The sequence below is a fragment of the Xanthomonas sp. NCPPB 3583 genome (genome assembly GCF_041475715.2).
GTDB classification, from domain to species: domain Bacteria; phylum Pseudomonadota; class Gammaproteobacteria; order Xanthomonadales; family Xanthomonadaceae; genus Xanthomonas; species Xanthomonas euvesicatoria.
Genome location: NZ_CM191263.1, coordinates 1,837,362 through 1,857,305 on the forward strand (window position 1 = coordinate 1,837,362; position 19,944 = coordinate 1,857,305).

Annotated in this window: 22 protein-coding genes and 2 pseudogenes; 14 read left to right on the forward strand and 10 right to left on the reverse strand. The window is 64.9% G+C overall.

Annotation, left to right across the window (positions count from 1 at the left end; all coding sequences use genetic code 11):
• Nucleotides 1-95 precede the first annotated feature (95 nt).
• From kynU to can, 4 genes are all read right to left on the reverse strand, one after another.
• The gene (kynU, locus tag ACCQ07_RS08210) at nucleotides 96-1,367 is read right to left on the reverse strand and encodes a kynureninase (RefSeq protein ID WP_372363969.1); all 1,272 of its coding nucleotides are present in this window, start codon (nucleotides 1,365-1,367) and stop codon (nucleotides 96-98) included.
• 33 nt (nucleotides 1,368-1,400) lie between these two features.
• A complete protein-coding gene (locus ACCQ07_RS08215) occupies nucleotides 1,401-3,581 on the reverse strand; it encodes an FUSC family protein (RefSeq protein ID WP_372363971.1) in 2,181 nt (726 codons plus the stop codon).
• Between the two features lie 12 nt (nucleotides 3,582-3,593).
• A complete protein-coding gene (locus ACCQ07_RS08220; protein WP_136733812.1) occupies nucleotides 3,594-4,124 on the reverse strand; it encodes a 3-hydroxyanthranilate 3,4-dioxygenase in 531 nt (176 codons plus the stop codon).
• A gap of 86 nt (nucleotides 4,125-4,210) precedes the next feature.
• Nucleotides 4,211-4,873 carry a carbonate dehydratase gene (gene can, locus ACCQ07_RS08225; protein WP_008576307.1) on the reverse strand — a complete coding sequence of 221 codons (663 nt, stop codon included), beginning with the start codon at nucleotides 4,871-4,873 and terminating at the stop codon, nucleotides 4,211-4,213.
• A 155-nt stretch (nucleotides 4,874-5,028) separates the two neighbouring features.
• On the opposite strand from can, the gene ACCQ07_RS08230 reads away from it, so the two are divergent.
• From ACCQ07_RS08230 to ACCQ07_RS08250, 5 genes are read left to right on the forward strand one after another with little or no spacing between them, the layout of a single operon-like run.
• Complete coding sequence (locus ACCQ07_RS08230) at nucleotides 5,029-5,565, forward strand: glycoside hydrolase family 108 protein (protein ID WP_008576306.1); 537 nt, start codon at nucleotides 5,029-5,031, stop codon at nucleotides 5,563-5,565.
• Nucleotides 5,566-5,607: 42 nt separating this feature from the next.
• The gene (locus ACCQ07_RS08235) at nucleotides 5,608-6,138 is read left to right on the forward strand and encodes a DUF2589 domain-containing protein (protein WP_008576304.1); all 531 of its coding nucleotides are present in this window, start codon (nucleotides 5,608-5,610) and stop codon (nucleotides 6,136-6,138) included.
• 51 nt (nucleotides 6,139-6,189) lie between these two features.
• A complete protein-coding gene (locus tag ACCQ07_RS08240) occupies nucleotides 6,190-6,807 on the forward strand; it encodes a DUF2589 domain-containing protein (RefSeq protein ID WP_003485902.1) in 618 nt (205 codons plus the stop codon).
• A 46-nt stretch (nucleotides 6,808-6,853) separates the two neighbouring features.
• Complete coding sequence (locus ACCQ07_RS08245) at nucleotides 6,854-7,114, forward strand: hypothetical protein (RefSeq protein ID WP_008576302.1); 261 nt, start codon at nucleotides 6,854-6,856, stop codon at nucleotides 7,112-7,114.
• The gene (locus ACCQ07_RS08250) at nucleotides 7,115-7,588 is read left to right on the forward strand and encodes a hypothetical protein (protein ID WP_008576299.1); all 474 of its coding nucleotides are present in this window, start codon (nucleotides 7,115-7,117) and stop codon (nucleotides 7,586-7,588) included.
• 11 nt (nucleotides 7,589-7,599) lie between these two features.
• Here the strand turns inward: ACCQ07_RS08250 and ACCQ07_RS08255 are convergent.
• Nucleotides 7,600-7,788, reverse strand: a pseudogene (locus ACCQ07_RS08255) (hypothetical protein); the annotation flags it as partial.
• 52 nt (nucleotides 7,789-7,840) lie between these two features.
• Here ACCQ07_RS08255 and ACCQ07_RS08260 point away from each other — a divergent pair.
• The 4 genes and pseudogenes from ACCQ07_RS08260 to ACCQ07_RS08275 all read left to right on the forward strand — a co-directional run bounded on the left by ACCQ07_RS08260 (nucleotide 7,841) and on the right by ACCQ07_RS08275 (nucleotide 10,871).
• The gene (locus ACCQ07_RS08260; RefSeq protein WP_029819143.1) at nucleotides 7,841-8,551 is read left to right on the forward strand and encodes a hypothetical protein; all 711 of its coding nucleotides are present in this window, start codon (nucleotides 7,841-7,843) and stop codon (nucleotides 8,549-8,551) included.
• A gap of 168 nt (nucleotides 8,552-8,719) precedes the next feature.
• Nucleotides 8,720-9,589, forward strand: coding sequence for a hypothetical protein (locus tag ACCQ07_RS08265; protein WP_029819144.1), 870 nt, complete (start codon nucleotides 8,720-8,722; stop codon nucleotides 9,587-9,589).
• Nucleotides 9,590-9,961: 372 nt separating this feature from the next.
• Nucleotides 9,962-10,675 carry a response regulator gene (locus tag ACCQ07_RS08270; RefSeq protein WP_014089852.1) on the forward strand — a complete coding sequence of 238 codons (714 nt, stop codon included), beginning with the start codon at nucleotides 9,962-9,964 and terminating at the stop codon, nucleotides 10,673-10,675.
• Nucleotides 10,642-10,871, forward strand: a pseudogene (locus tag ACCQ07_RS08275) (hypothetical protein). Before ACCQ07_RS08270 ends, ACCQ07_RS08275 begins: the two are co-directional and overlap by 34 nt.
• A gap of 140 nt (nucleotides 10,872-11,011) precedes the next feature.
• Here the strand turns inward: ACCQ07_RS08275 and ACCQ07_RS08280 are convergent.
• The 5 genes from ACCQ07_RS08280 to asnS are packed head-to-tail and all read right to left on the reverse strand — an operon-like array spanning nucleotide 11,012 to nucleotide 13,926.
• On the reverse strand, nucleotides 11,012-11,647 hold the full coding sequence (locus tag ACCQ07_RS08280) for an FMN-binding negative transcriptional regulator (protein WP_008576286.1): 636 nt from the start codon (nucleotides 11,645-11,647) through the stop codon (nucleotides 11,012-11,014).
• 1 nt (nucleotide 11,648) lies between these two features.
• Nucleotides 11,649-11,975: a hypothetical protein gene (locus ACCQ07_RS08285; RefSeq protein ID WP_008576284.1), complete on the reverse strand. Its 327-nt coding sequence runs from the start codon at nucleotides 11,973-11,975 to the stop codon at nucleotides 11,649-11,651.
• A complete protein-coding gene (locus tag ACCQ07_RS08290) occupies nucleotides 11,972-12,277 on the reverse strand; it encodes a hypothetical protein (protein ID WP_008576283.1) in 306 nt (101 codons plus the stop codon). The genes ACCQ07_RS08285 and ACCQ07_RS08290 overlap by 4 nt, the downstream gene beginning before the upstream one ends.
• On the reverse strand, nucleotides 12,274-12,531 hold the full coding sequence (locus tag ACCQ07_RS08295) for a hypothetical protein (RefSeq protein ID WP_029819147.1): 258 nt from the start codon (nucleotides 12,529-12,531) through the stop codon (nucleotides 12,274-12,276). Before ACCQ07_RS08295 ends, ACCQ07_RS08290 begins: the two co-directional genes overlap by 4 nt.
• Entirely contained in the window at nucleotides 12,532-13,926 is a 1,395-nt protein-coding gene (asnS, locus tag ACCQ07_RS08300; protein ID WP_372172516.1) for an asparagine--tRNA ligase, read from the reverse strand.
• 204 nt (nucleotides 13,927-14,130) lie between these two features.
• Between asnS and ACCQ07_RS08305 the strand changes: the two genes are divergently transcribed.
• The 5 genes from ACCQ07_RS08305 (at nucleotide 14,131) to smc (ending at nucleotide 19,899) form a co-directional block, all read left to right on the forward strand.
• The gene (locus ACCQ07_RS08305) at nucleotides 14,131-14,469 is read left to right on the forward strand and encodes a HesB/IscA family protein (RefSeq protein WP_372363974.1); all 339 of its coding nucleotides are present in this window, start codon (nucleotides 14,131-14,133) and stop codon (nucleotides 14,467-14,469) included.
• Between the two features lie 406 nt (nucleotides 14,470-14,875).
• Nucleotides 14,876-15,307, forward strand: coding sequence for a 30S ribosomal protein S6 (rpsF, locus tag ACCQ07_RS08310; RefSeq protein ID WP_003485869.1), 432 nt, complete (start codon nucleotides 14,876-14,878; stop codon nucleotides 15,305-15,307).
• Between the two features lie 11 nt (nucleotides 15,308-15,318).
• Nucleotides 15,319-15,549, forward strand: a complete 231-nt coding sequence (gene rpsR / locus ACCQ07_RS08315; RefSeq protein WP_002804494.1) for a 30S ribosomal protein S18 — start codon at nucleotides 15,319-15,321, stop codon at nucleotides 15,547-15,549.
• 187 nt (nucleotides 15,550-15,736) lie between these two features.
• Nucleotides 15,737-16,186, forward strand: coding sequence for a 50S ribosomal protein L9 (gene rplI, locus ACCQ07_RS08320; RefSeq protein WP_003485864.1), 450 nt, complete (start codon nucleotides 15,737-15,739; stop codon nucleotides 16,184-16,186).
• A gap of 209 nt (nucleotides 16,187-16,395) precedes the next feature.
• Nucleotides 16,396-19,899, forward strand: coding sequence for a chromosome segregation protein SMC (gene smc / locus ACCQ07_RS08325; protein WP_014089857.1), 3,504 nt, complete (start codon nucleotides 16,396-16,398; stop codon nucleotides 19,897-19,899).
• Nucleotides 19,900-19,944 lie beyond the last annotated feature (45 nt).

The following is a 19,944-nucleotide window of genomic DNA, read 5'->3' on the forward strand; positions in this document are numbered from 1 at the left end:
CAGCAGCGCCGGGCGGGCTGGGAGTGTACGTGGGCGCGCGGCGATTCCGCGTGCCGTACAAGTGCTTTGGTGGCACTGCAGTCAGACTGCCGCGCTTAAGCAGCCGCCCAGGCTTCCACCTGCTCGACGAAGGTATGCAGATCGCTGAAGCGGTTGTACAGCGGCACCGGGGCAATACGAATCACGTCCGGTTCGCGCCAGTCGCCGAGCACGCCGGCCGCGTGCAGATGCTCGAACAGCGCGCGGCCCTTTGCGCGTCCGCCGGCCACCCGCAGCGACAGCTGGCAACCGCGTCGTGCAGGTTCGGCCGGGGTGACGATCTGTAGTACCTGCGGCACCCGCGCGTGGATCAATTGCTCCAGATGCCCGGTGAGCTGTTCGGATTTGGCGCGCAACGCAGCCATGCCGGCCTGGTCGAACAACGCCAGCGAGGCGCGCAGCGGTGCCAGCGCCAGCACCGGCGGATTGCTCAGCTGCCAGCCTTCGGCGCCGGGCGAGGGCACGAACTGCGGGTCCATGCGGAAGCGGGTCTGCTGCTCATGTCCCCACCAGCCGGCCATGCGCGGCAGGTCGCTATTTGCATGCCGCGCGTGCACGAAGCAACCGCCCACCGCGCCGGGGCCGGCGTTGAGATATTTGTAGTGGCACCACACCGCGAAATCCACGCCGTCGTCGTGCAGGGTCAGCGGGAGATTGCCCACCGCGTGCGCCAGATCGAACCCCACCGCCGCGCCCTGCGCGCGCGCCAGCCGCACGATCTCGGCCAGGTCGAAGGCCTGCCCGGTGCGGTACTGGATGCCCGGCCACAGCACCAAGGCCAGGCGCGGGCCATGCTGCGCGATGGCTTCGGCAATGGCCGTCATCGAGACGGTGCCGTTGGGTTCGTCGGCGTCCACTTCGATCAGATGCGTGGCCGGGTCCAACCCGTGCAGGCGCAGCTGCGATTCCACCGCGTGGCGGTCGGATGGAAATGCGCCTGCCTCGATCAGGATCGCGCCGCGCTCGGCAGTGGGACGGTAGAAGCTGGCCATCATCAGATGCAGATTGACGCTGAGGGTATTCATCGCCACCACTTCGCCGGGTTGCGCACCGACCACGCGCGCCAGCCCGTCGCGCACCAGTTGGTGGTAGGTCAGCCATTGGGTCGGGCCGGTGAAGTGACCTTCCACCGCCAGCGCGCCCCACCGGTCGAGCACCTCGTCCACCATCGCACGTGCCGCACGTGGCTGCAGGCCGAGCGAATTGCCGACGAAATAGGTGTGATCGTCATCGCCGTGCTGCGGGAACACGAAGGCATCGCGCAAGCCGCGCAGCGGGTCGGCGGCATCCAGGGCAGCAGCATGGGCGCGGGACAGCAGGTCGGTCATCGTCGGGCTCGCAACACGGATCAGGGCGGCAGTTTACCTGCCGGCATCGTGCACGCCGTCATGCACGGCCGGCGCATCGGCCGAGGCCGGTCGGGCAGGGCGCAGCAGGTGGGTGAGCGTGCCGATGCTGTCGGTGACGCGGTCGATGGTGTCGGCCAGCGCGGCGGTGGTTGGGGAACTGTCGGGCAATGCGGCCAGCGCATCGGAAAGCTGGCGCTCGGCGTTGCGCAAGGTGGTCGCGGCAGGAATACCGCCAGTGCGCAGGCAGTCGATCACCGCGGACAGCGCCTCATCGGCCTGCCGCGCGAAGATGGGCAGCGCGTCCAGCGTGGGCAACGGATGGCCATCGCGCAGCGCCGCTTCCAGCAACAAGCTGGCGCGGATCAGCCGGTTGCCATTGGCCAGCAGCGATTCGGCCAGCTTGAGCTCCTGCAGGTTGCGGCGGCTGCGCGGTTCGCCGCGCAGACGCTCGATCGAGGCCTGCGCATTGGTGCGGGCAACACGCGCGGCGGCACGCGTATCGCTCAGGCCCTCCATCTGGCCGAGCAGCACATGGCGGAGATGGTCGCGATATGCGCTGAGCAAGTGCGCCAGCGAGGCGCGAATCTGCCGGCGTTCGCGCGTGGGCCACAACGCATAGGCGACCAGCGCCAGCGCGCTGCCGGCCACTGTCGCCTGCAGGCGCGCGCCGACCGCTTCGCCCGGTGCCACACCTTCGAAGGACAGCAGCAGCACCAGCATGCCGGTCAAAAACGCCACGCCGATGCCGTAGTTCACCTGTGTCAGCAAGCGAAACCCGAGGCAAAACAGCGCCAGCAGGGCCATGCGGACTCTGGCGCCGTCCATGGCCAGGTGCGCGAGCAAGGTGGCAAGCAATAGTCCGACGAAGGTGCCGGCCACGCGCAACGCGCCAAAGCTGAAGGTGCCGCCGAAATCGGGCTTGAGCACGATGGCGGTGGTCATCGGAATCCAGAAGCCGTGCGGAATCTGCTGCCAGCGCTGGAAGGCGATGGCCAGCGCCAGGCACACGCCGCAGCGCAACGCGTGCCGGAAGGCGACCGACGACAGGTCCAGATTCGCGCGCAACGTGGCCCAGGTCGCGGCCGGGCGCAACGCAGACGGCAGCCGCGCTTCGGCCAGTTGCGCCTGGATTTCGCCACGGCTGCTGGCCCAGTGCGCGTTGCGGATCAGCGCGCGCAGCTGGCCGCCCAGGCCTTGCGCGCGCGCGACGGCGACACGCACCAGGCGGCGTTCGCGCGTGTCGGCGTTGTCGTGCTGAAACTGTGCCAATGCGCCGACCAGATCGTCGAACCCGGTCATCGAGGCATTGGCGGCCTGCGGGTCTTCACCCATGGTCATCGCGTGCGCGAGCTGTTCCAGCACGATGGCGCTGCGTTCGAGCACGCGTTCGATCGCCGGGCGCGCCTGCGAGTCGGTCAGGCGCGTCTCGGCATCGGCCAACGACAGCAGCTCCAGCCGCACCCGATCGCACAGCTCGGCGATGATGCGAAAGCTCTGCACCGCGATCGCGCGCGAGCGATGCTCGCCGTGCAGCATCACCATCGCGTCAAGCACTTCCTGCGTCGCCGGCGGCGCCGCACTGGCGTCCGGGCGCTGCCGCGCGATGCCGGCCAGCTGGCGCATCAGGTCTGCCAATGCAAAGCGTTCCGGGCGATAACGCTGCAGCGGCCACGCCGCCAACGCCAGCACCACCTGCAGCAGTCCGCCAGCGAAGATCAGCGCCGCCACACCGGGTGCCTGCTGCACCGGCAGCCGCATGTCTGCGCTGACCACCAGCAGGATCATGCTGGTCAGGCCCACCCGCGCGGCCACCGGTCCGAGCGCCACCAGCAAGCCGCCGCCCAGGCCGAGCAACAGGCCGGCCAGCACCAGCGCCGGCGTATTGTGGCCGACCCAGATGCCGAGCAAGGCAGCCAGGCCGGCCGCCAGGGCTGCCATCAACATGCGTTGCAGACGCGCGCGATACGGCCCGGGCTGGTCGGAAAACATGGTATTGAGCGCGCCGCTGCACACCGCCAGGCCGGCGGCAACCTGCCCGGTCGCCACGCCGATCGCCAGCGGCAGGACGACTGCAGCGGTGTTGCGCAGCGCGACGCGCAAGGGCACGTCGCGCGGTTTGAGGTCGATCAGTGCGCGCAGCATGGTGCCGGTTTCAGAGCATGCGAGCGGCAAACCTGCTGCGCGCAGCCGCATGCCATCGCGCTGTCAGTCCTCGATCGTGGCATATCGCTCGGGCGCAGGATGCAGATGCCCGCACTGCGAACAGGTGCGCAGCGCCAGCGAACGGTAGAAGCGATCGAACACCGGCGGGAAGTCGGCTTCGATGTTCTTCAGCGGAAACATCGCTTCATACAACTTGTGATTGCACTGCGGGCAATACCATTGCAGGCCGTCCTGCTCGTTGGGCAGGCGCTCGCGTTCGATCACCAGGCCGATCGAGCCGGCCGCGCGTTGCGGCGAGTGCGGCACCTTGGGCGGCAGCAGAAAGACTTCGCCGGCACGGATCGGAATGTCGCGCGCCACGCCCTCGTCCTGCACCTTCAGCACCATTTCGCCTTCGAGCTGGAAGAACCACTCCGGGCCTTCGTCGTAGTGATAGTCGGTGCGCGCGTTCGGCCCGCCGACCACCATGATGATGAAGCCATCCTGCTGGATGCACTTGTTGCCCACCGGCGGTTTGAGCAGATGGCGGTGTTCCTCGATCCAGGCGTGCAGGTTGATCGGCGGGATCAGCATCGACGTTCCTCGGCAAAGTAAGGTATCCGGCTCAGCCGGCCGCCTACGTCCGATGGACGCTGCGGCCGGCCAGGTGTGCGTGCGGCTCAGCGCTCGGCGCGATCGGCCTGGATCCGCGCCAGCGCTGCGTCATAGCGTTCCTGCAGCAACTCGGGGCGGTCGATCGACATGCCCAGGTCGTGCGCGCGGCCATCGCGCAGGCTGTATACCCAGCCATGCACGCTCAATTGCTGGCCGCGCTCCCAGGCATCGTGCACGATGGTGGTGCGGCACACGTTGACCACTTGTTCGAGCACGTTGAGCTCGCACAGGCGTGCGTGCTGCACCGACAGCTCGCCGGCGTTGTGCAGGCAGGCTTCGTGCTTGTCGGCCACGTCGGTGACGTGGCGGATCCAGTTGTCGACCAGGCCCATGCGCTTCTGGGTCAGGCTGGCGAACACGCCGCCGCAGCCGTAATGGCCGACCACCAGCACATGCTTGACCTTGAGCACATCCACCGCGAACTGGATCACCGACAGGCAATTCAGATCGGTATGCACGACCACATTGGCGATATTCCGGTGGACGAAGACTTCGCCCGGCGCCATGTCGATGATCTGGTTGGCCGGCACGCGCGAATCGGAGCAGCCGATCCACAGATATTCCGGCGTCTGCTGGGTCGAGAGCTTGGAAAAGAATTCCGGATCCTCGCGGCGGATACGCTCGGACCAGGCGCGGTTGTTTTCAAGCAAGTGGTTAAGCTCGTTCATGCGTGCAGTATTCCAGAAAACGTGGTCGTGGCGGCTTCTATGAGCGCCCAGGATGAATCAGCTTTCAGGCTTAACGGTCTCGGCGAACGACCGATGTCCGGCCAGTGCACCCCTGGGGAAACTGGCGCCACCGATCAACTCCACAGGTGGCGCCGATGGCCGACTTCAACGCGTTCTTTCCGACCTTGCTCAAACACGAAGGCGGTTTCGTCAACGATCCCGTCGATCCGGGCGGAGCGACCAACAAGGGCATCACCCTGTCGACCTTCAAGGCCTGCGCGCAGAACCTGCTGGGCATCGAGCCAAGTCTGGCGAACCTGCGTGCGTTGACCGACGCCCAGGCTGGGGTCATCTACAAGGCGCAGTACTGGGACCGGCTGCGCGCCGATCAGATCGCGCTGCAGCCGTTAGCCAACATCGTGTTCGACTTCTACGTCAACGCCGGCAACAACGCCATCAAACTGCTGCAGACCGTGCTCAACAGCCAGACCGGCGGCAAGTTGGTCGCTGATGGCCGCATGGGGCCGGCCACCTTCGCGGCGCTGGCATCCAGCAACCAGCAAGACCTGTATGCACGCTACAAGGCCGGCCGCAGGGACTATTACCACAGGCTCGTCGCAGCGCGACCGGCGCTTGGCAAGTTTCTCAAGGGCTGGCTGGCGCGCGTGGATTCCTTTCCCGACTCGGTCTGAGCCGGCAGCGGCCCAGCGACACTTCCTACCGACGAGCCCGACATGGCGCAGATATCCCTCAACGATCTGATCGAAGCACTGGCTGGCGCGGTCATCGACGCCCAGGACCGGATCGAGCAACACCAGATGGCCAACCTGGGTGCGTTCTTCGACGAAGACAACCGTCCTAGAAGCGTCCTGATCCGCTTGCCGTCGCAGCACCCGGAAGCGGGTGAGAACGACGAAGACCTGTATCGGGCACCGCTGTTGCCGCTGGTGTCGTCCAACGTCCTGCGGATCAAGGATGTAGAGATCAGTTTCGATGCACAGCTCGGTGAACTCAGCGAGCTGGACGAAGCAGGCGTGCCGGATGCGTTGGCGGTTGCATCCGTCGTCGAGGACTGGCATCCCAAGCCGCCGGCGCTGCCAGGCCAGATCGGCATCGATCTCGGCTCCAACGCAAAAAATGCACGAAACAGTGCGGTGCACGTCGTGTTGCGCGTGGAAGGCAGCGAGCCGACCGAGGGCGTGGCACGTCTCATCAATCGCCTTGCGCAGTCGCAAGGTGTGTTCAAGACGGTCAAGGGAGAGTAACGCCCGCCGTCATCGCTTTCTTCTTAAACAACCGTTCTTCAGGAGAACATCATGAGCGATATCGTCAACATGTCCGACCAGTTCAAGGGCCTGCCGATGGCAGACCTGATCGGCGCCCCGTTGCGTGCAGCCTGCGATGCGCAGGTCATGCTGGCACGGGCCACCGCCGACTTCATCAAGGTCATCGGCTTTCTGCCGCCGACCGACCCTGCCGATCCCAACGGGAACGGCGGCACGCGCACCGCGCAGTTCAAATTCAAGCGCCCGGTCGAAGACCCTAGCGGTACCGGCATGGCAGAGGAGGAAGTGGAGATCGTTGTACCGCTGTTGACCCTCGTCAACGTCCCCAACCTGAGCATTCAGACCGTGGACGTCACCTTCGATATGGAAGTCAAATCCTCGTTCTCGGAAAAGGAAGCCGAAGACAAGAGCCTCAAGGTGGATCTGGAAGCCAGCGTCGGCTGGGGTGTCTTCAAAGCCAAGGTCAACGTGCAGGGCTCCGTGTCCAGCCACAAGGAAAATACCCGCTCTTCGGATAACTCGGCCAAGTATCACGTCGCGCTGCACGCCGAAGATCGCGGCACGCCCGAAGGCCTGTCGCGTGTGCTCGACATCCTGCAGACCGCTGCGGCCCCTCGCAAAGTCACCGCACCTGTGCCGGTGCCGTAACGTCGCTGGTGCGTCCCGTACTTTTCCCTAACCCGAGTCGTTGCCGATGATGGATTTTTCAGAAGTCAGTTTCATCAAGCGCATCGTCGTCGGCAGCGACAACCCGGCAAAAATGCAGACTGCCGAGCAGGTCGAAGCCGCGCAGCAGTTGCTCAATCGCTGCCTCAGCGAAGCGCCCAGGGGGGCAATTCTCGGAATCGAGAAGAGCTTCAATATCCTGCAGTTGGGCGAGCACCAGGTCGTGCTGCAATGGCTGTGCTACCACGTCGGGTTCAAGCGCAAGCCGGTCTGGCTGACGGAGGCATAGATGGCACGTGCGAGCTATTGCCTCGACACCTTCGTGGAGCTGCTCGACCAGGCCGTCCGACGCGCGCAACAGCGGTGCCGCCAGCGGCACGCTGCAGTCGTAAATGCCGCGGCGGCCGCATGCGACCTGTGGGTGCAGTGCATGGATGCAGAGCAAACGGCGCAGGCCGAAACGGCAACCCTGTTCTCCATTCCTGTGTGCCAATTGCGTGCGCTGCGGCTGCAGCAAATCAGCGAGTTTTCGTTGACGCTGCAAGTGCAGATCGAGCCGGTCACGCAGGCCGACGGTGCGCCCGGGTTGGCATTGCGTCTTGCGCCGCCAGATGGCCGCACGCCTGGGCATACGCTGAAGATCAGCTATCAAGGAGCCGAGCGTCCGCGTGGCGTGCTTTGGTTCGATGGTGTCGCGTTGAAGGAGTGGACGCTGCACCCGTTCATGGACGTGCCACTATCCGATCCAGGAGCGCTGCGGTGAGGCTGCTGCTGTCGGATGCCGATGCCCGGGCGCTCGCCGAGCGGCTGGGAACCGATGTGGCCACCTTGCATGCGGATCTCTGTCGGCAGTCCCGGCGCAAGCTGCGCTCCAGCTTCGTCATCTGCCTGCTTGTTGTTCTGGTCATCGCTGCGTTCGGTGTGCTGAGCGGCAGCGTGATCGATCTCTCCATGCTTTCCAATTTCTTATCGGAGCTTTTTCATGGCTGGTCAACATCGCTATCGACATCACATTTTGCGCATCACCTCGGCACTTGCCTTGTGTGTATCGCTGACTGCAGCGCAGGCAGCTCCGGCGGGCGGGATTCCGGCTGGTGACTGGCGCGGCATCCTGTCCGCCAGCGGCAGTACCGGCCCGGTCTACGTCCGTCTGAGTGCGCGCGCGGCTGGAGGCGAGGGCACCCAGGTGGCGGATCTGCGATTCGGGCCTCCCTACAATTGCGCGCTCGAGTTGCGCGCGCAGCCGGACGGGTATGCGTTGCTGTCGCGCAATGGCGGCAAGTTCTGCGAGGCGCTGACCGGCGGGGTTGCCCAACTCCAGATCGCAGAGGGTGGGGCGCACGGGATGCAGCTCACCTTGTCTGGCGGCGCCTCGCCGTTGGTCGTTGCCCTGAGTCAGAGCAGTGCTGGATTGGCCGAAGCCGGGCGCTGGCGTGGGGCGGGGCTGATCTCCGCCCAGCTGGAAATCGTGGCGACCACGATCCGTCCCGGCGACGTGCTCGGTCGCCTGCGTTACGGTGCTCCACGGGATTGCCAGGTGGAATTGCGCTATGCCGGGCGTGCAGCAGGTGCGTTGAATGCCTGGGTCGTGGCCAACGATAGAGGCTATTGCCGTCAGCTCAGCGATGCCCAGGCCAGTCTGCAGGTTCGTGCAGATGGCAGTGCCGAGCTTGCATTGCTGTTGAAGGGACAGCGAGAGACGGCGCTGTTCGAGCGGATGCCTTGAGGTGTCGTCGCCGCGTGGCTGCCAGTAAGGACGTCATTTATGTGGAAGCGAGCCAGTCGGCGCGCCGGCCTACGACGACGCGCAGTGGCCCAGCCGGTCCCGCCGGCGGATTTCGGCGGGCCGGCATTTTCCAGCGTGCTCGAACAACTGGAGCTCGAATGCCGGGCGATGGTGTCCTACGCACTGAAGCAAGGTCTGGCGATGTCTCCCGATCTGCCTGGCCGGCTGGCAGAGCTGCGCGTGATGCCTGGCGCCTCCTTGCACGGCGCATCCGGCGCGCGCGAATTGGCCGGCCTGCACCGACAGCTGGTGCGTGCGATCCAGCCGGCAACGCCGCAGGCGGTGGTGCTGATCGAGCGCGAGCGCCTGCGCGGTGGCTGGTTGCGCTGGCTGGGGCCGATTCCGTTGATCCGCACCTTGACCTTGACCTCGGTCGGTTGCCTGGCCTCAGTGGTCGGTCTGGCAATGTCCAGCCTGGTGAACGAGCACAACATCACGCTGGGCTTCCTCGCTTCCTCGGGGAGCACGCTGGGCTGGAACGTGATGTTCATCCTGGCCTGTGCCGGACTCGGTGCGGCGTTCTCCGCGTTGTTCCAAGCCCATCGTTACGTTGCCGACGCAACATACGATCCGCGCTTCGATTCCTCCTATGCCGCGCGCATGATCCTCGGTCTCATCGCTGGCCTGATCCTGGTGGAGTTGCTGCCGGAGAATCTTTTTGCTGACAGCAGCCTGGGCGCGTTCGGAAAGCCCGCATTGGCGATGATGGGCGGCTTCTCGGCAAGCGCGGTGTATCGCCTGCTGCAACGCATGGTCGAGGTCATGGAAACGGTCGTGCGCGGCGATTCCGGCCAACAAGCCGCTGCCGCGATCCAGTCGCAGCGGGCGTCGGCCGAATCCGAAAGCATCCGCGCCCGTGGCGAACTTGCCGCGGGTCTGTTGGACCTGCAGCGTGAGATGCAGGCCGACCCGCGCCTGGATCAGGTGCGCCAGCAACTGACCGGCCTTGCCAGGCAGATGATGTCAGACGAGTCCTGATCGTTCGCGCATGAAATGCGCTCAACACGCGCGTGCGCCCTTTTTTGCCCGTCCGTAGAGTGCGGTTTGGCACGGCCTGCCGGGCATCAGGTGGCAGCGCGCGTTCGCATCGTGCGGCATAGCTCGCTTCGGCGTCGGCGCAAATTGCGTAACACGCTTCAGGCAGGCGCACCCGTCACGGTGCCTCAGCGAGATCGGTAGCGCTGTCGATACCAGCATCTGATGCTCGCCAAATCAGTTCAAGACCGATGGCCCGGAGATAAGCGTGTGACAAGCTCGCTCAAGTGCTCCTGCCGAGCATCTGCCGATTCGCTGCAGCGCGCCGCGTGCAAGCCGCTGCACAGCGCGGTCCCCATTCGTGCACCAGAGGGTATGATGAAGACACGTATCGTCGTCGCTGCCGATCGCACCATCCTTGTGGAAGGGATGGTCGCTTTGCTGCAAAAGGTTCCCGGTATCGAAGTGGTAGGCCACGCAGAAGACGGGCTGGCATGTCTTCAGATCGCCGCCAGAGAGCGCCCTGATATCGTTCTGGTGGATGTGCTGCTGCCCGGCCTCAATGGTATCGATCTGACGCGGCGCTTGATGCAGCGCAGCCCCAACAGCCGGGCAATCTGTATCGCTCCGTCCGATGCCTGTACCCAGGCCAGCGCAGTCTTCGAAGCTGGCGCCAAAGCATATCTGGCGCGAACCAGCCGTTTTGCCGAATTGCTGCGGGCAATTCAATGCGTCATCCAGGATCAGACCTACATCAGCCCGCAGATGTCGCGTTCGCTGATCGCCGGGCTGCGTCGAGCCGCCAAGGCCGATTCGGCCTACACCCGACTCACCTCACGCGAGCGCGAAATCGTGCAGCTCTATTCGGAAGGCCTGTCCACCAGGCAGATCGCCAACCGCTTGCACCTGAGCGTGAAAACGGTGGGGACGCATCGCGAAAACTGCATGTTGAAGCTCAATATCCAAAGCATCGCTCAGCTGACCCGTTATGCGATCGCCCAGGGCCTTTCTCCGCTTGAAGCTGCAATCGACGGTAACAGTGAGTCATCCGATGGCTGCGTAGCGCAGCACATGCGCCGTGCCGGCTGAGGCGTGTCGGCATGCACTGCGGTACATCGACGTCGGCACATTTCTGAGCGCCAAAAGCGCCGATCTGGCTGGCGCGCTGTCCAAGGCCGGCAATGGCGCCGTTGCCGGCGCGCGAGGCGGCAATCTGGAGTCGATTCAATGGCTGAAGCGAATGCTCGAACATGACCGCACCGGCAAACTACTGCTCATGCCATGAGCGTCGCGAAGGGCAATTCCTTGCGAAGTGGGGACACCTGCAATGACCTGTGCGCGGGCCGATGCAGGCGTCGGCCGCAGTGTGGCCGACGCGCCCCAGCCGTTTGGTGACTAGCCGTTCGAGGTACGAATACGGCCGCCTCAGCGCGTCGTATCGGCGTCCAGCGCCGCCTGCATCAATGCCGCGATGGCGTGCGCGTCTTGGTCGGCTTGCTGCGTCAGGAACTGGGCGACACTGCGTTGATTGCCGGCCGGATGGTTCTGGCTCAGCTTGAAGGTGAGCTCGATGCGGCTTGGAACGAAGCGGAAGCCGACCAGGCCGCGCAATTGCCGGCGATGACTGTCGCGCTCCATTTCGAACTGCCAATCGCTGCCCACGCGTTGCTCGAAGTGCGCGCTCATGCGCGCAATCAAACTGCCCAGCGCGTCTTCATCGCTCACCTGGTTGCAGCGTCCATGCAGGTGCGCAACGGCGTAGTTCCAGGTGGGTACACGCGCAGCTGCGTCCTTGTCCAGGTACCAGGTGGGCGAGACATAGGCATGCGGGCCCTGCAACACCAGTACCGCGTCGCCAGCAGTGTGCGCCTGCGGATTGGGGCGTGCCCAATGGCCTTCGATCACGACATCCTGGCCATCGCGCTGATACAGTACCGGCAGGTGCGAGATCGCCGGCTGCCCGCCCTCGTCCTGGCTGATCAGGGTGACGAACGCATCGCGCGCGAACAGCCAGTCCAGCAAGGCCAGATCGGTCTGCGCAAATGCGCGCGGGGCGTACATGTCAGGCGCGGCCGCCCATGTTCACGACCATGCGCGCACGCAGCTCGGCATCGTCGTTACCTTGGGGCGGCGAGACTTCATGCAGCGAAAAGCCGCGGATGAGCGCGTCTTCCTCGTCCAGCCCTTCCAGTGCCACGAATTCGGCATCGAACAAGGCTGCGCGTGCGCTGTCTTCGCTGTCGTAGGGCAGCGTCTTGCCGTCGCTGTCCAGTACCTCGGCGGTGCCGGCTTCGTTGACGCGCAGGCGCGCCCAGATCAGCGTGCGGCCGATCGTGGCCAGCCACCAGGAGTCGCGGGCGCCCTGCAGGGTGTCTTCGTAAGTGGTCATTGCATTACCTTGGAAAGCAGGCCGAGCAGGGCCGCCATGCCCAGGCCGAAAAAGATGGTGAGCAGCGAGAGCCAGGCGGGTGTGGCCAGACCGGACAGCGCAGTGTCGCGGTAGCTGCGGTAACGGCGCGCCAATAACCAGCGCAACGCCACAGGGCTGATGAAGGCAGGGTCGCCGAAGCTGGCCAATGCCTCCGGGTGGCGGTCGCGCATGTGCACCAGGGTCAGCGGCCAGAAGATCAGCAGCGCGGTCAACCCGGCGACGGCGACACCGACAAAACACAGTGCGAAGAACAGGGTCATGTGGCCGCCAGCAGGAGTGCGAGTTTGGGGAGTGTCGCGCCGATAACCAACGCGGCGATGGACCAACGCATTGGACCGGTGGCATGCCGGGTTGCGGCGCGCGCGGCGTCGGTCTGCCACCAGCGTTGCGGCTCCAGTTGGCGCGCTGCCAGCCGCGCCAGCAACACGCTCCGTACCGCCGTCAGCCCGGCCATGATCGCCGCCAGCCAGAAGGCCAGCGATTGCAGCAGGGGGACGGCGGCCGGCAAGCTCACTCAGAACTCCGCGCTGCCTGGCGCACGCGGGTAGGGGATCGCGTCGCGGATGTTGCTCAACCCGCATACGTACACCACCAGCCGCTCGAAGCCCAGGCCGAAGCCGGCATGCGGCACCGAGCCGTAGCGACGGAAATCGCGATACCAGCTGTAGTGTTCCTTATCCAGGCCGAACTGCGCCATGCGCGCGTCGAGCACGTCCAGGCGTTCTTCACGCTGGCTGCCGCCGATGATTTCGCCGATGCCCGGCGCCAGCACGTCCATCGCCGCAACGGTCTTGCCGTCTTCGTTCAAGCGCATGTAGAACGCCTTGATGTGCTCGGGGTAATTGGTCACCACCACCGGGCGGCCGATGTGTTCTTCGGTGAGCCAGCGCTCGTGCTCGGTCTGCAGGTCCAGGCCCCATTCCACCGGGAAATCGAACTTCTTGCCGGAGTTCTGCAGCAGCTTCACCGCCTCGGTGTAGTCGATCTGCTCGAACGGTGCATTGATGAACGCTTCGAGCTTGGTGATTGCGTTCTTGTCCACGCGCTCGGCCAGGAACGCCAGGTCGTCGCCACGCTCATCGAGCACCGCGCGGAACAGATATTTGAGGAACTGCTCAGCCAGGCGTGCGTCTTCGGCAAGATCGGCAAAGGCGATTTCCGGCTCGATCATCCAGAACTCGGCCAGATGGCGCGTGGTGTGGCTGTTCTCGGCACGGAAGGTCGGGCCGAAGGTGTAGACCTTGCTCAGCGCCAGGCAGTACGCCTCCACGTTGAGCTGGCCGGACACGGTCAGAAAGGTTTCCTTGCCGAAGAAATCGCGGCTGAAATCCACATTGCCGCTGGCATCGCGTGGCAGGTTGACCATGTCCAGCGTGGAGACGCGGAACATCTGCCCGGCACCTTCGGCATCGGAGGTGGTGATGATCGGCGTGCTGATCCAGTTGAATCCGTTCTGATGGAAGAAGCGGTGCACCGCCTGCGCCAAGCAGTTGCGGATGCGGGTCACCGCACCGAACAGGTTGGTGCGCGGGCGCAGATGCGCCACTTCACGCAGGAATTCCGGCGTCATCGGCTTGGGCTGGATTGGGTACGTCAACGGGTCTTCGACCCAACCGACGATCTCCACGCCGCTGGCCTGGATCTCGAACGACTGGCCCTTGCCCTGCGACTTGACGAGTACGCCCTTGGCGATCAGCGAGCAGCCGCTGGTCAGCCGCTTGATCTCGTCGAAATTGGGCAGCGTGTCGTTGGCCACCACCTGGATCGGAGCGAAGCACGAGCCGTCGGTCACGTTGATGAAGGCCAGTCCGGCAGATCCGCGCAAGGTGCGCACCCACCCCCGTACCGTGACTTCGCCGCCTTCCGGGAGCTTTCCCGCAAGCGCATGTTCAACGCTGACCACCGTCATGACTGTTCCTCGCCGTAGCGACCTTGAATGACCTGCGAGTTTACTGGCTGCGGCCGCGCCGGCGCGAGCATCTGAACCGCGTGCCGACGGCGGCGCTTGTCGCAGGCGCAGGCTGCCCCCATCTGTTGCGGACGCCGCCACTCAGCGTTCTGCCCGGTTGTTGCGGCCTCGCTATACTTGCCACCACTGTTTCGGAGTGCCCTCATGGCCGTCAGCCTCACCCCCGCCGCGCTGGAGCGCGTGCAGCGTTTCGTGCAGCAGACCCCGGGTGCGTTGGGTCTGCGCTTTGGCGTGACCAAGACCGGTTGTTCCGGCTGGGGCCACGTCACCGACCTGGCACGCGAGGCGCGCGACGACGACGCGGTCTTCGAGCAGGGCGGGGTACGCATCTTCGTCGACCCTGTCAGCCTGCCGCTGGTGGATGGCACCTGCATCGACTTCGGCAAGCACGGCCTGAGCGAGACCTTCACCTTCAGCAATCCCAACGCCACGGCCGAATGCGGCTGCGGGGAGAGCTTCACCACCGCGGACGAGCATCGCTGAGCGCGACCTGAGCCAAGCGGCGCTGGAGTGTTTCCTTCTCCCACCGGGAGAGGCTGCCCCAAAAGGGTCGGATGAGGGGACGGGCGAAGCTTCGCGTGGTTGAACGACACGAGTGGCTTTGCCCCGTATCCTCACCCCGACCCCCGCTCTGCGCCCCAGCCCGCGCTTGCAGCGCGGGCGCTCCAAGCCACGCGCGCCAGTGGCGCGCAGACCGCGCCTTGGAGCCCCGGCAGGAGCGGGGCTTTGAAAGTACCCTTGCCCGGTCTGTTGCGGCTAAGCATCTGATCTGCCATACTTTCCTGCTTCCTGCCCGATTCCGGGCGGAAACCCTTGCTCCACCGGCCGCTTGCGCGGACCACCGGGGAGCTGTCCGGCCCACGTGGCCACATCCGAAAGGTAAAACAACATGAGTCGTCATTACGAAGTCGTGTTCCTGGTCCATCCGGACCAGAGCGAGCAGGTCCCGGCCATGATCGAGCGCTACAAGTCGCTGATCGAGGGCGGTAACGGCACCATCCACCGCCTGGAAGACTGGGGCCGTCGTCAGCTGGCCTACCCGATCCAGAACCTGGTGAAGGCGCACTACGTGCTGCTCAACATCGAAGTCGACCAGGCCGTGCTGAGCGAGCTGGTGGAAAGCTTCCGCTTCAACGATGCGGTGCTGCGTCACCTGGTCGTCAAGCGCGATGGCGCCGACACCGAGCAGTCGCTGATCATGAAGAGCAAGGACGAGAAGGGCGACAAGCCCGAGCGTAGCGAGCGTCGTCGTCGTGACGACGAAGAGGGTGAAGCGCCCGCCGCCAACGATAACGACGGCGACAACGCCGAAGCCGCTTAAGGAGCGCTGTCATGTCCAAGTTCTTCCGTCGTCGCAAGTTCTGCAAGTTCACCGCCGAGGGCGTCAAAGAGATCGACTACAAGGATCTCAACACCCTGCGTCAGTACCTCACCGAGAACGGCAAGATCGTGCCGAGCCGCGTGACCGGTACCAAGTCCAAGTACCAGCGCCAGCTGGCCACGGCCGTCAAGCGCGCACGTTTCCTGGCGCTGATCCCGTACACGGACAACCACGACGTTTAATCCGAGTCCCTTGGAAGAGCCCGCACATCCGTGTGCGGGTAATTAAAAATATAGAGGCCGGTCATTCGAGATGCGGTGTTAATCGTGCTTTTACGATTCCCGAATCCCGATTCCCGAATCCCGTCTTTTCGGACAGCACCCGTTGCGCCCTCCACATGCCGGCGCTAACGAATAACGGAGTACCACCATGGATCTGATTCTTCTGCAGAAAGTGACCAACCTGGGCAACCTGGGCGACAAGGTCAGCGTCAAGCCGGGTTACGGCCGCAACTTCCTCGTGCCGCAGGGCAAGGCCGTGCCGGCCACCGCTGCCAACGTTGAAGCGTTCGAAACCAAGCGCGCCGAGTACGAAGCCAAGGCCAACAGCATCCTGGCCGAGGCACAGAGCCGCGCCACCAAGTTCGAGGGCGCCAGCGTCACCATCGGTGCGCATGCATCGACCGAAGGCAAGCTGTACGGCTCGGTTGGCCCGCGCGACATCGCCGAGGCGTTCACCGCCGCCGGCCTGCCGCTGGAAAAGAGCGAAGTGATCCTGGGCGAAGGCGCATTCCGCAATGTCGGCGAATACGACGTTGTGCTGCACCTGCACGCGGATGTGGAAACCACGGTCAAGGTCATCGTCGAATCCGACGCCTGATCCAGGCCACTTGTGTCATCCGAAGGGCGCCTTGTTGGGCGCCCTTCGTTTTTGGGGCGCCGCCGCCAGTGCGGGCATGCCCGTTATACTCATGCCCCATTGCTGGTTCCACGGCCCGCGGATCTTATGGATCAAGGGCTTGGGTGCTGGCTTCACAGGAAAAGCGCCTGCCGGCTTGGTCCGCGCGGTGCCCGGAATCTCCAGTCCCCATGCGCCTGTCCACGATCAAGCTGTCCGGTTTCAAGTCGTTCGTCGACCCGACCACCTTGCACCTGCCCACCAACATGACCGGCATCGTCGGCCCCAATGGTTGCGGCAAGTCCAACATCATCGACGCGGTGCGCTGGGTGATGGGCGAAAGCTCGGCCAGCCGCCTGCGTGGCGATTCGCTGACCGACGTGATCTTTTCCGGCTCTTCGGCGCGCAAGCCGGTATCGCAGGCGACGGTGGAGCTGATCTTCGACAACTCCGACCACACCATCAGTGGCGAGTTCGCCTCGTTCAACGAGATCTCGGTCAAGCGCCTGGTCAGCCGCGACGGCAATAGCGCCTACTACCTCAACGGCACCAAATGCCGGCGCCGCGACATCACCGATCTGTTCCTGGGCACCGGCCTTGGGCCGCGCAGCTACTCGATCATCGAGCAGGGCATGATCAGCCAGATCATCGAAGCGCGCCCGGAAGACCTGCGCGTCTATCTGGAAGAAGCCGCCGGCATTTCCAAGTACAAGGAACGCCGCAAGGAAACCGAAACGCGTATTCGGCATACGCGCGAAAACCTCGACCGTCTGAGCGACCTGCGCGAAGAAATCACCAAGCAGCTGGCGCATCTGCAGCGCCAGGCGCGGCAGGCCGAGCAATACCAGGCATTGCAGGAAGAGCGCCGGATCAAGGACGCCGAGTGGAAGGCGCTGGAATACCGCGGTCTGGATGGTCGGTTGCAGGGCCTGCGCGAGAAGTTGAATCAGGAAGAGACACGCCTGCAACAATTGATTGCCGAGCAACGCGATGCCGAAGCACGCATCGAGACCGGCCGCGTGCGCCGCGAAGAAGCCGCCGAAGCGGTGGCCAAGGCACAAGCCGACGTCTACCAGGTCGGTGGCGCGTTGGCGCGTATCGAGCAGCAGATCCAGCACCAACGCGAACTCTCGCATCGCTTGCACAAGGCGCGCGATGAGGCGCAAAGCCAGCTGCAGGAATTGACCCAGCACATCAGCGGCGACTCGGCCAAATTGAGCGTGCTGCGCGAAGCGGTCGCCGCCGCCGAACCGCAACTGGAGCAACTGCGCGAAGACCACGAATTCCGCCAGGAGTCGCTACGCGAAGCCGAAGCGCGGCTGGCCGACTGGCAGCAGCGCTGGGAAACCCATAACCGCGACACCGGCGAAGCCTCGCGTGCCGGTGAAGTGGAGCGCACGCGCGTCGATTATCTGGACCGCCAGGCACTGGAAGCCGACCGCCGCCGCGAAGCACTGGTCAACGAGCGTGCCGGGCTGGACCTGGACGCATTGGCCGAGGCGTTCGAGCAGATCGAACTGCGTCATGAAACCCAGAAGACCTCGCTGGACGGCCTGACCGAGCAGGTCGAGGCGCGCAAGCACGCGCTCGCTGGGCTGCAGGAACAGCAACGCGCCAGCCAGGGCGAGCTGGCCGAAGTGCGCAAACAGGCGCAGGCTGCGCGTGGCCGGCTGTCGTCGCTGGAAACCCTGCAGCAGGCCGCGCTCGGCCAGGAGCAGGGCGCCGCAGTGGCGTGGCTGAAGTCGCGCGGACTGGATTCGGCCGCGCGCGTGGGCGAGCGCATCAGCGTCGAGAGCGGCTGGGAAAACGCGGTCGAAGGCGCCTTGGGGCAGTTGATCGAAGGCGTGCTGGTGGAGGCGCCGGAACAATTGGTCGACGCGCTGGGCGAGTTGGGCGATGGTCGCATCGCGCTGGTGTCCAGTGCCACTGACAATGCGAGCTTCGCGCCGACCTCGCTGGCCGCCAAGGTGCAGGGGCCGATCGCGATCCGTCGCCTGCTTGCGCGTCTGCACACCGCCGAGGATCTGGACGCTGCGCGCACGCTGCAACGCAGCCTGCCCGAAGGCGATTCGGTGATCACCCGCACTGGCGAGCGGCTGGGCGAGGGTTGGGTGCGCGTCTCGCGCTCGGGCGCGGCCAAGCAGGGCGCGTTGCTGCGTGAGCGCGAGATTCAAGAACTGCGTACGCAGATCGAAACCTTGCAGGAGCGCGAAGCCGAGCTTGAACATCAGCTCTCCAGCTTTCGCGAACAATCGCTGGCGGCAGAGCAGCAGCGCGAAGACGCGCAGCGCCAGCTGTACATGGCGCACCGCAGCGTTTCCGAACTGGCCGGGCAATTGCAGAGTCAGCAGGGCAAGGTCGACGCGGCGCGCACGCGCATCGAGCGCATCGAAACCGAATTGGCGCAACTGCTGGAAACGCTGGACACCAGCCGCGAGCAGGCCCGCGAGGCGCGCGCAAAACTCGAAGACGCAGTCACCCTGATGGGCGATCTGCAGGGCACGCGCGAAGCGCTGGAAAGCGAGCGCCGTCAACTCACCGATGCACGCGATCAGGCGCGCGATGCCGCGCGCGGCGTGCGCGATGCGATGCATGCATTGGCGCTGACGCTGGAGTCGCAACGCACCCAGATCGCATCGCTGAGCCAGACCCTGGAACGCATGGACAGCCAGCGCGGGCAGCTCGATACGCGCCTGGAAGATCTGGTCGCCCAGCTGAGCGAAGGCGATTCGCCGGTGGAAACACTGGAACACGAACATCAGGCCGCGTTGAGCGAACGCGTGCGCACAGAGCGCGCGCTGGGCGAAGCGCGCACCCTGCTCGACAGCATAGACAGCGAGCTGCGCAGCTTCGAACAGACCCGCCAACAACGCGACGAACAAGCGCTGGCGCAGCGCGAGCGCATTTCGCAACGCAAGCTCGATCAACAGGCGCTGGTGCTCAATGCCGAGCAACTGGAAGCGGCGGTGGTCAAGGCGGGCTTCGTGCTGGAAGACGTGGTCAACGGGTTGCCCGAGGCGGCCAACGTGGCCGAATGGGAAGCGGCCGTTGGCCAGATCGACGCGCGCATGCGTCGCCTGGAGCCGGTGAACCTGGCCGCCATCCAGGAGTACGGCGAGGCCGCGCAACGCTCCGAATACCTGGACGCGCAGAACCTGGATCTCAACACCGCGCTGGAAACGCTGGAAGAAGCCATTCGCAAGATCGATCGCGAGACCCGCGGCCGCTTCAAGGACACCTTCGACCGCGTCAACTCCGGCGTGCAGGCGCTGTACCCGCGCCTGTTCGGCGGCGGCCATGCGTATCTGGAACTCACCGGCGAAGACCTGCTCGACACCGGCGTCACCATCATGGCGCGCCCGCCGGGCAAGCGCGTGTCGAGCATTTCGCTGCTTTCCGGCGGCGAGAAGGCAATGACTGCGGTGGCGCTGGTGTTTGCGATCTTCCAGCTCAACCCGGCGCCGTTCTGCCTGCTCGACGAAGTGGACGCGCCGCTGGACGAAGCCAATGTCGGCCGTCTTGCCAACATGGTGCGCGAGATGAGCGAAAAGGTGCAGTTCCTGTTCGTCAGCCACAACAAGGCCACGATGGAAGCCGCGCGCCAGCTCTCCGGCGTGACCATGCGCGAGCCGGGCGTCAGCCGTCTGGTCAGCGTGGACCTGGAAGAGGCCGCACGTTTGGCGGGTGCGGCATGACGTGCCATGCTTGTTGGAATAACGACACCTGTCACTCTTATGCGG

Bases quoted from the DNA above. Each gene is read 5' to 3' on its own strand.
- ACCQ07_RS08245 (WP_008576302.1), top strand. From the start codon at position 6,854: ATGATGGATTTTTCAGAAGTCAGTTTCATCAAGCGCATCGTCGTCGGC.
- kynU (WP_372363969.1), bottom strand. From the start codon at position 1,367: ATGACCGACCTGCTGTCCCGCGCCCATGCTGCTGCCCTGGATGCCGCC.
- ACCQ07_RS08230 (WP_008576306.1), top strand. From the start codon at position 5,029: ATGGCCGACTTCAACGCGTTCTTTCCGACCTTGCTCAAACACGAAGGC.
- ACCQ07_RS08220 (WP_136733812.1), bottom strand. From the start codon at position 4,124: ATGCTGATCCCGCCGATCAACCTGCACGCCTGGATCGAGGAACACCGC.
- ACCQ07_RS08240 (WP_003485902.1), top strand. From the start codon at position 6,190: ATGAGCGATATCGTCAACATGTCCGACCAGTTCAAGGGCCTGCCGATG.
- ACCQ07_RS08305 (WP_372363974.1), top strand. From the start codon at position 14,131: ATGGCCGTCAGCCTCACCCCCGCCGCGCTGGAGCGCGTGCAGCGTTTC.
- ACCQ07_RS08250 (WP_008576299.1), top strand. From the start codon at position 7,115: ATGGCACGTGCGAGCTATTGCCTCGACACCTTCGTGGAGCTGCTCGAC.
- asnS (WP_372172516.1), bottom strand. From the start codon at position 13,926: ATGACGGTGGTCAGCGTTGAACATGCGCTTGCGGGAAAGCTCCCGGAA.
- ACCQ07_RS08235 (WP_008576304.1), top strand. From the start codon at position 5,608: ATGGCGCAGATATCCCTCAACGATCTGATCGAAGCACTGGCTGGCGCG.
- rpsR (WP_002804494.1), top strand. From the start codon at position 15,319: ATGTCCAAGTTCTTCCGTCGTCGCAAGTTCTGCAAGTTCACCGCCGAG.
- ACCQ07_RS08285 (WP_008576284.1), bottom strand. From the start codon at position 11,975: ATGACCACTTACGAAGACACCCTGCAGGGCGCCCGCGACTCCTGGTGG.
- ACCQ07_RS08280 (WP_008576286.1), bottom strand. From the start codon at position 11,647: ATGTACGCCCCGCGCGCATTTGCGCAGACCGATCTGGCCTTGCTGGAC.
- rpsF (WP_003485869.1), top strand. From the start codon at position 14,876: ATGAGTCGTCATTACGAAGTCGTGTTCCTGGTCCATCCGGACCAGAGC.
- can (WP_008576307.1), bottom strand. From the start codon at position 4,873: ATGAACGAGCTTAACCACTTGCTTGAAAACAACCGCGCCTGGTCCGAG.
- ACCQ07_RS08215 (WP_372363971.1), bottom strand. From the start codon at position 3,581: ATGCGGCTGCGCGCAGCAGGTTTGCCGCTCGCATGCTCTGAAACCGGC.
- ACCQ07_RS08265 (WP_029819144.1), top strand. From the start codon at position 8,720: ATGGTGTCCTACGCACTGAAGCAAGGTCTGGCGATGTCTCCCGATCTG.
- rplI (WP_003485864.1), top strand. From the start codon at position 15,737: ATGGATCTGATTCTTCTGCAGAAAGTGACCAACCTGGGCAACCTGGGC.
- ACCQ07_RS08290 (WP_008576283.1), bottom strand. From the start codon at position 12,277: ATGACCCTGTTCTTCGCACTGTGTTTTGTCGGTGTCGCCGTCGCCGGG.
- smc (WP_014089857.1), top strand. From the start codon at position 16,396: ATGCGCCTGTCCACGATCAAGCTGTCCGGTTTCAAGTCGTTCGTCGAC.
- ACCQ07_RS08270 (WP_014089852.1), top strand. From the start codon at position 9,962: ATGATGAAGACACGTATCGTCGTCGCTGCCGATCGCACCATCCTTGTG.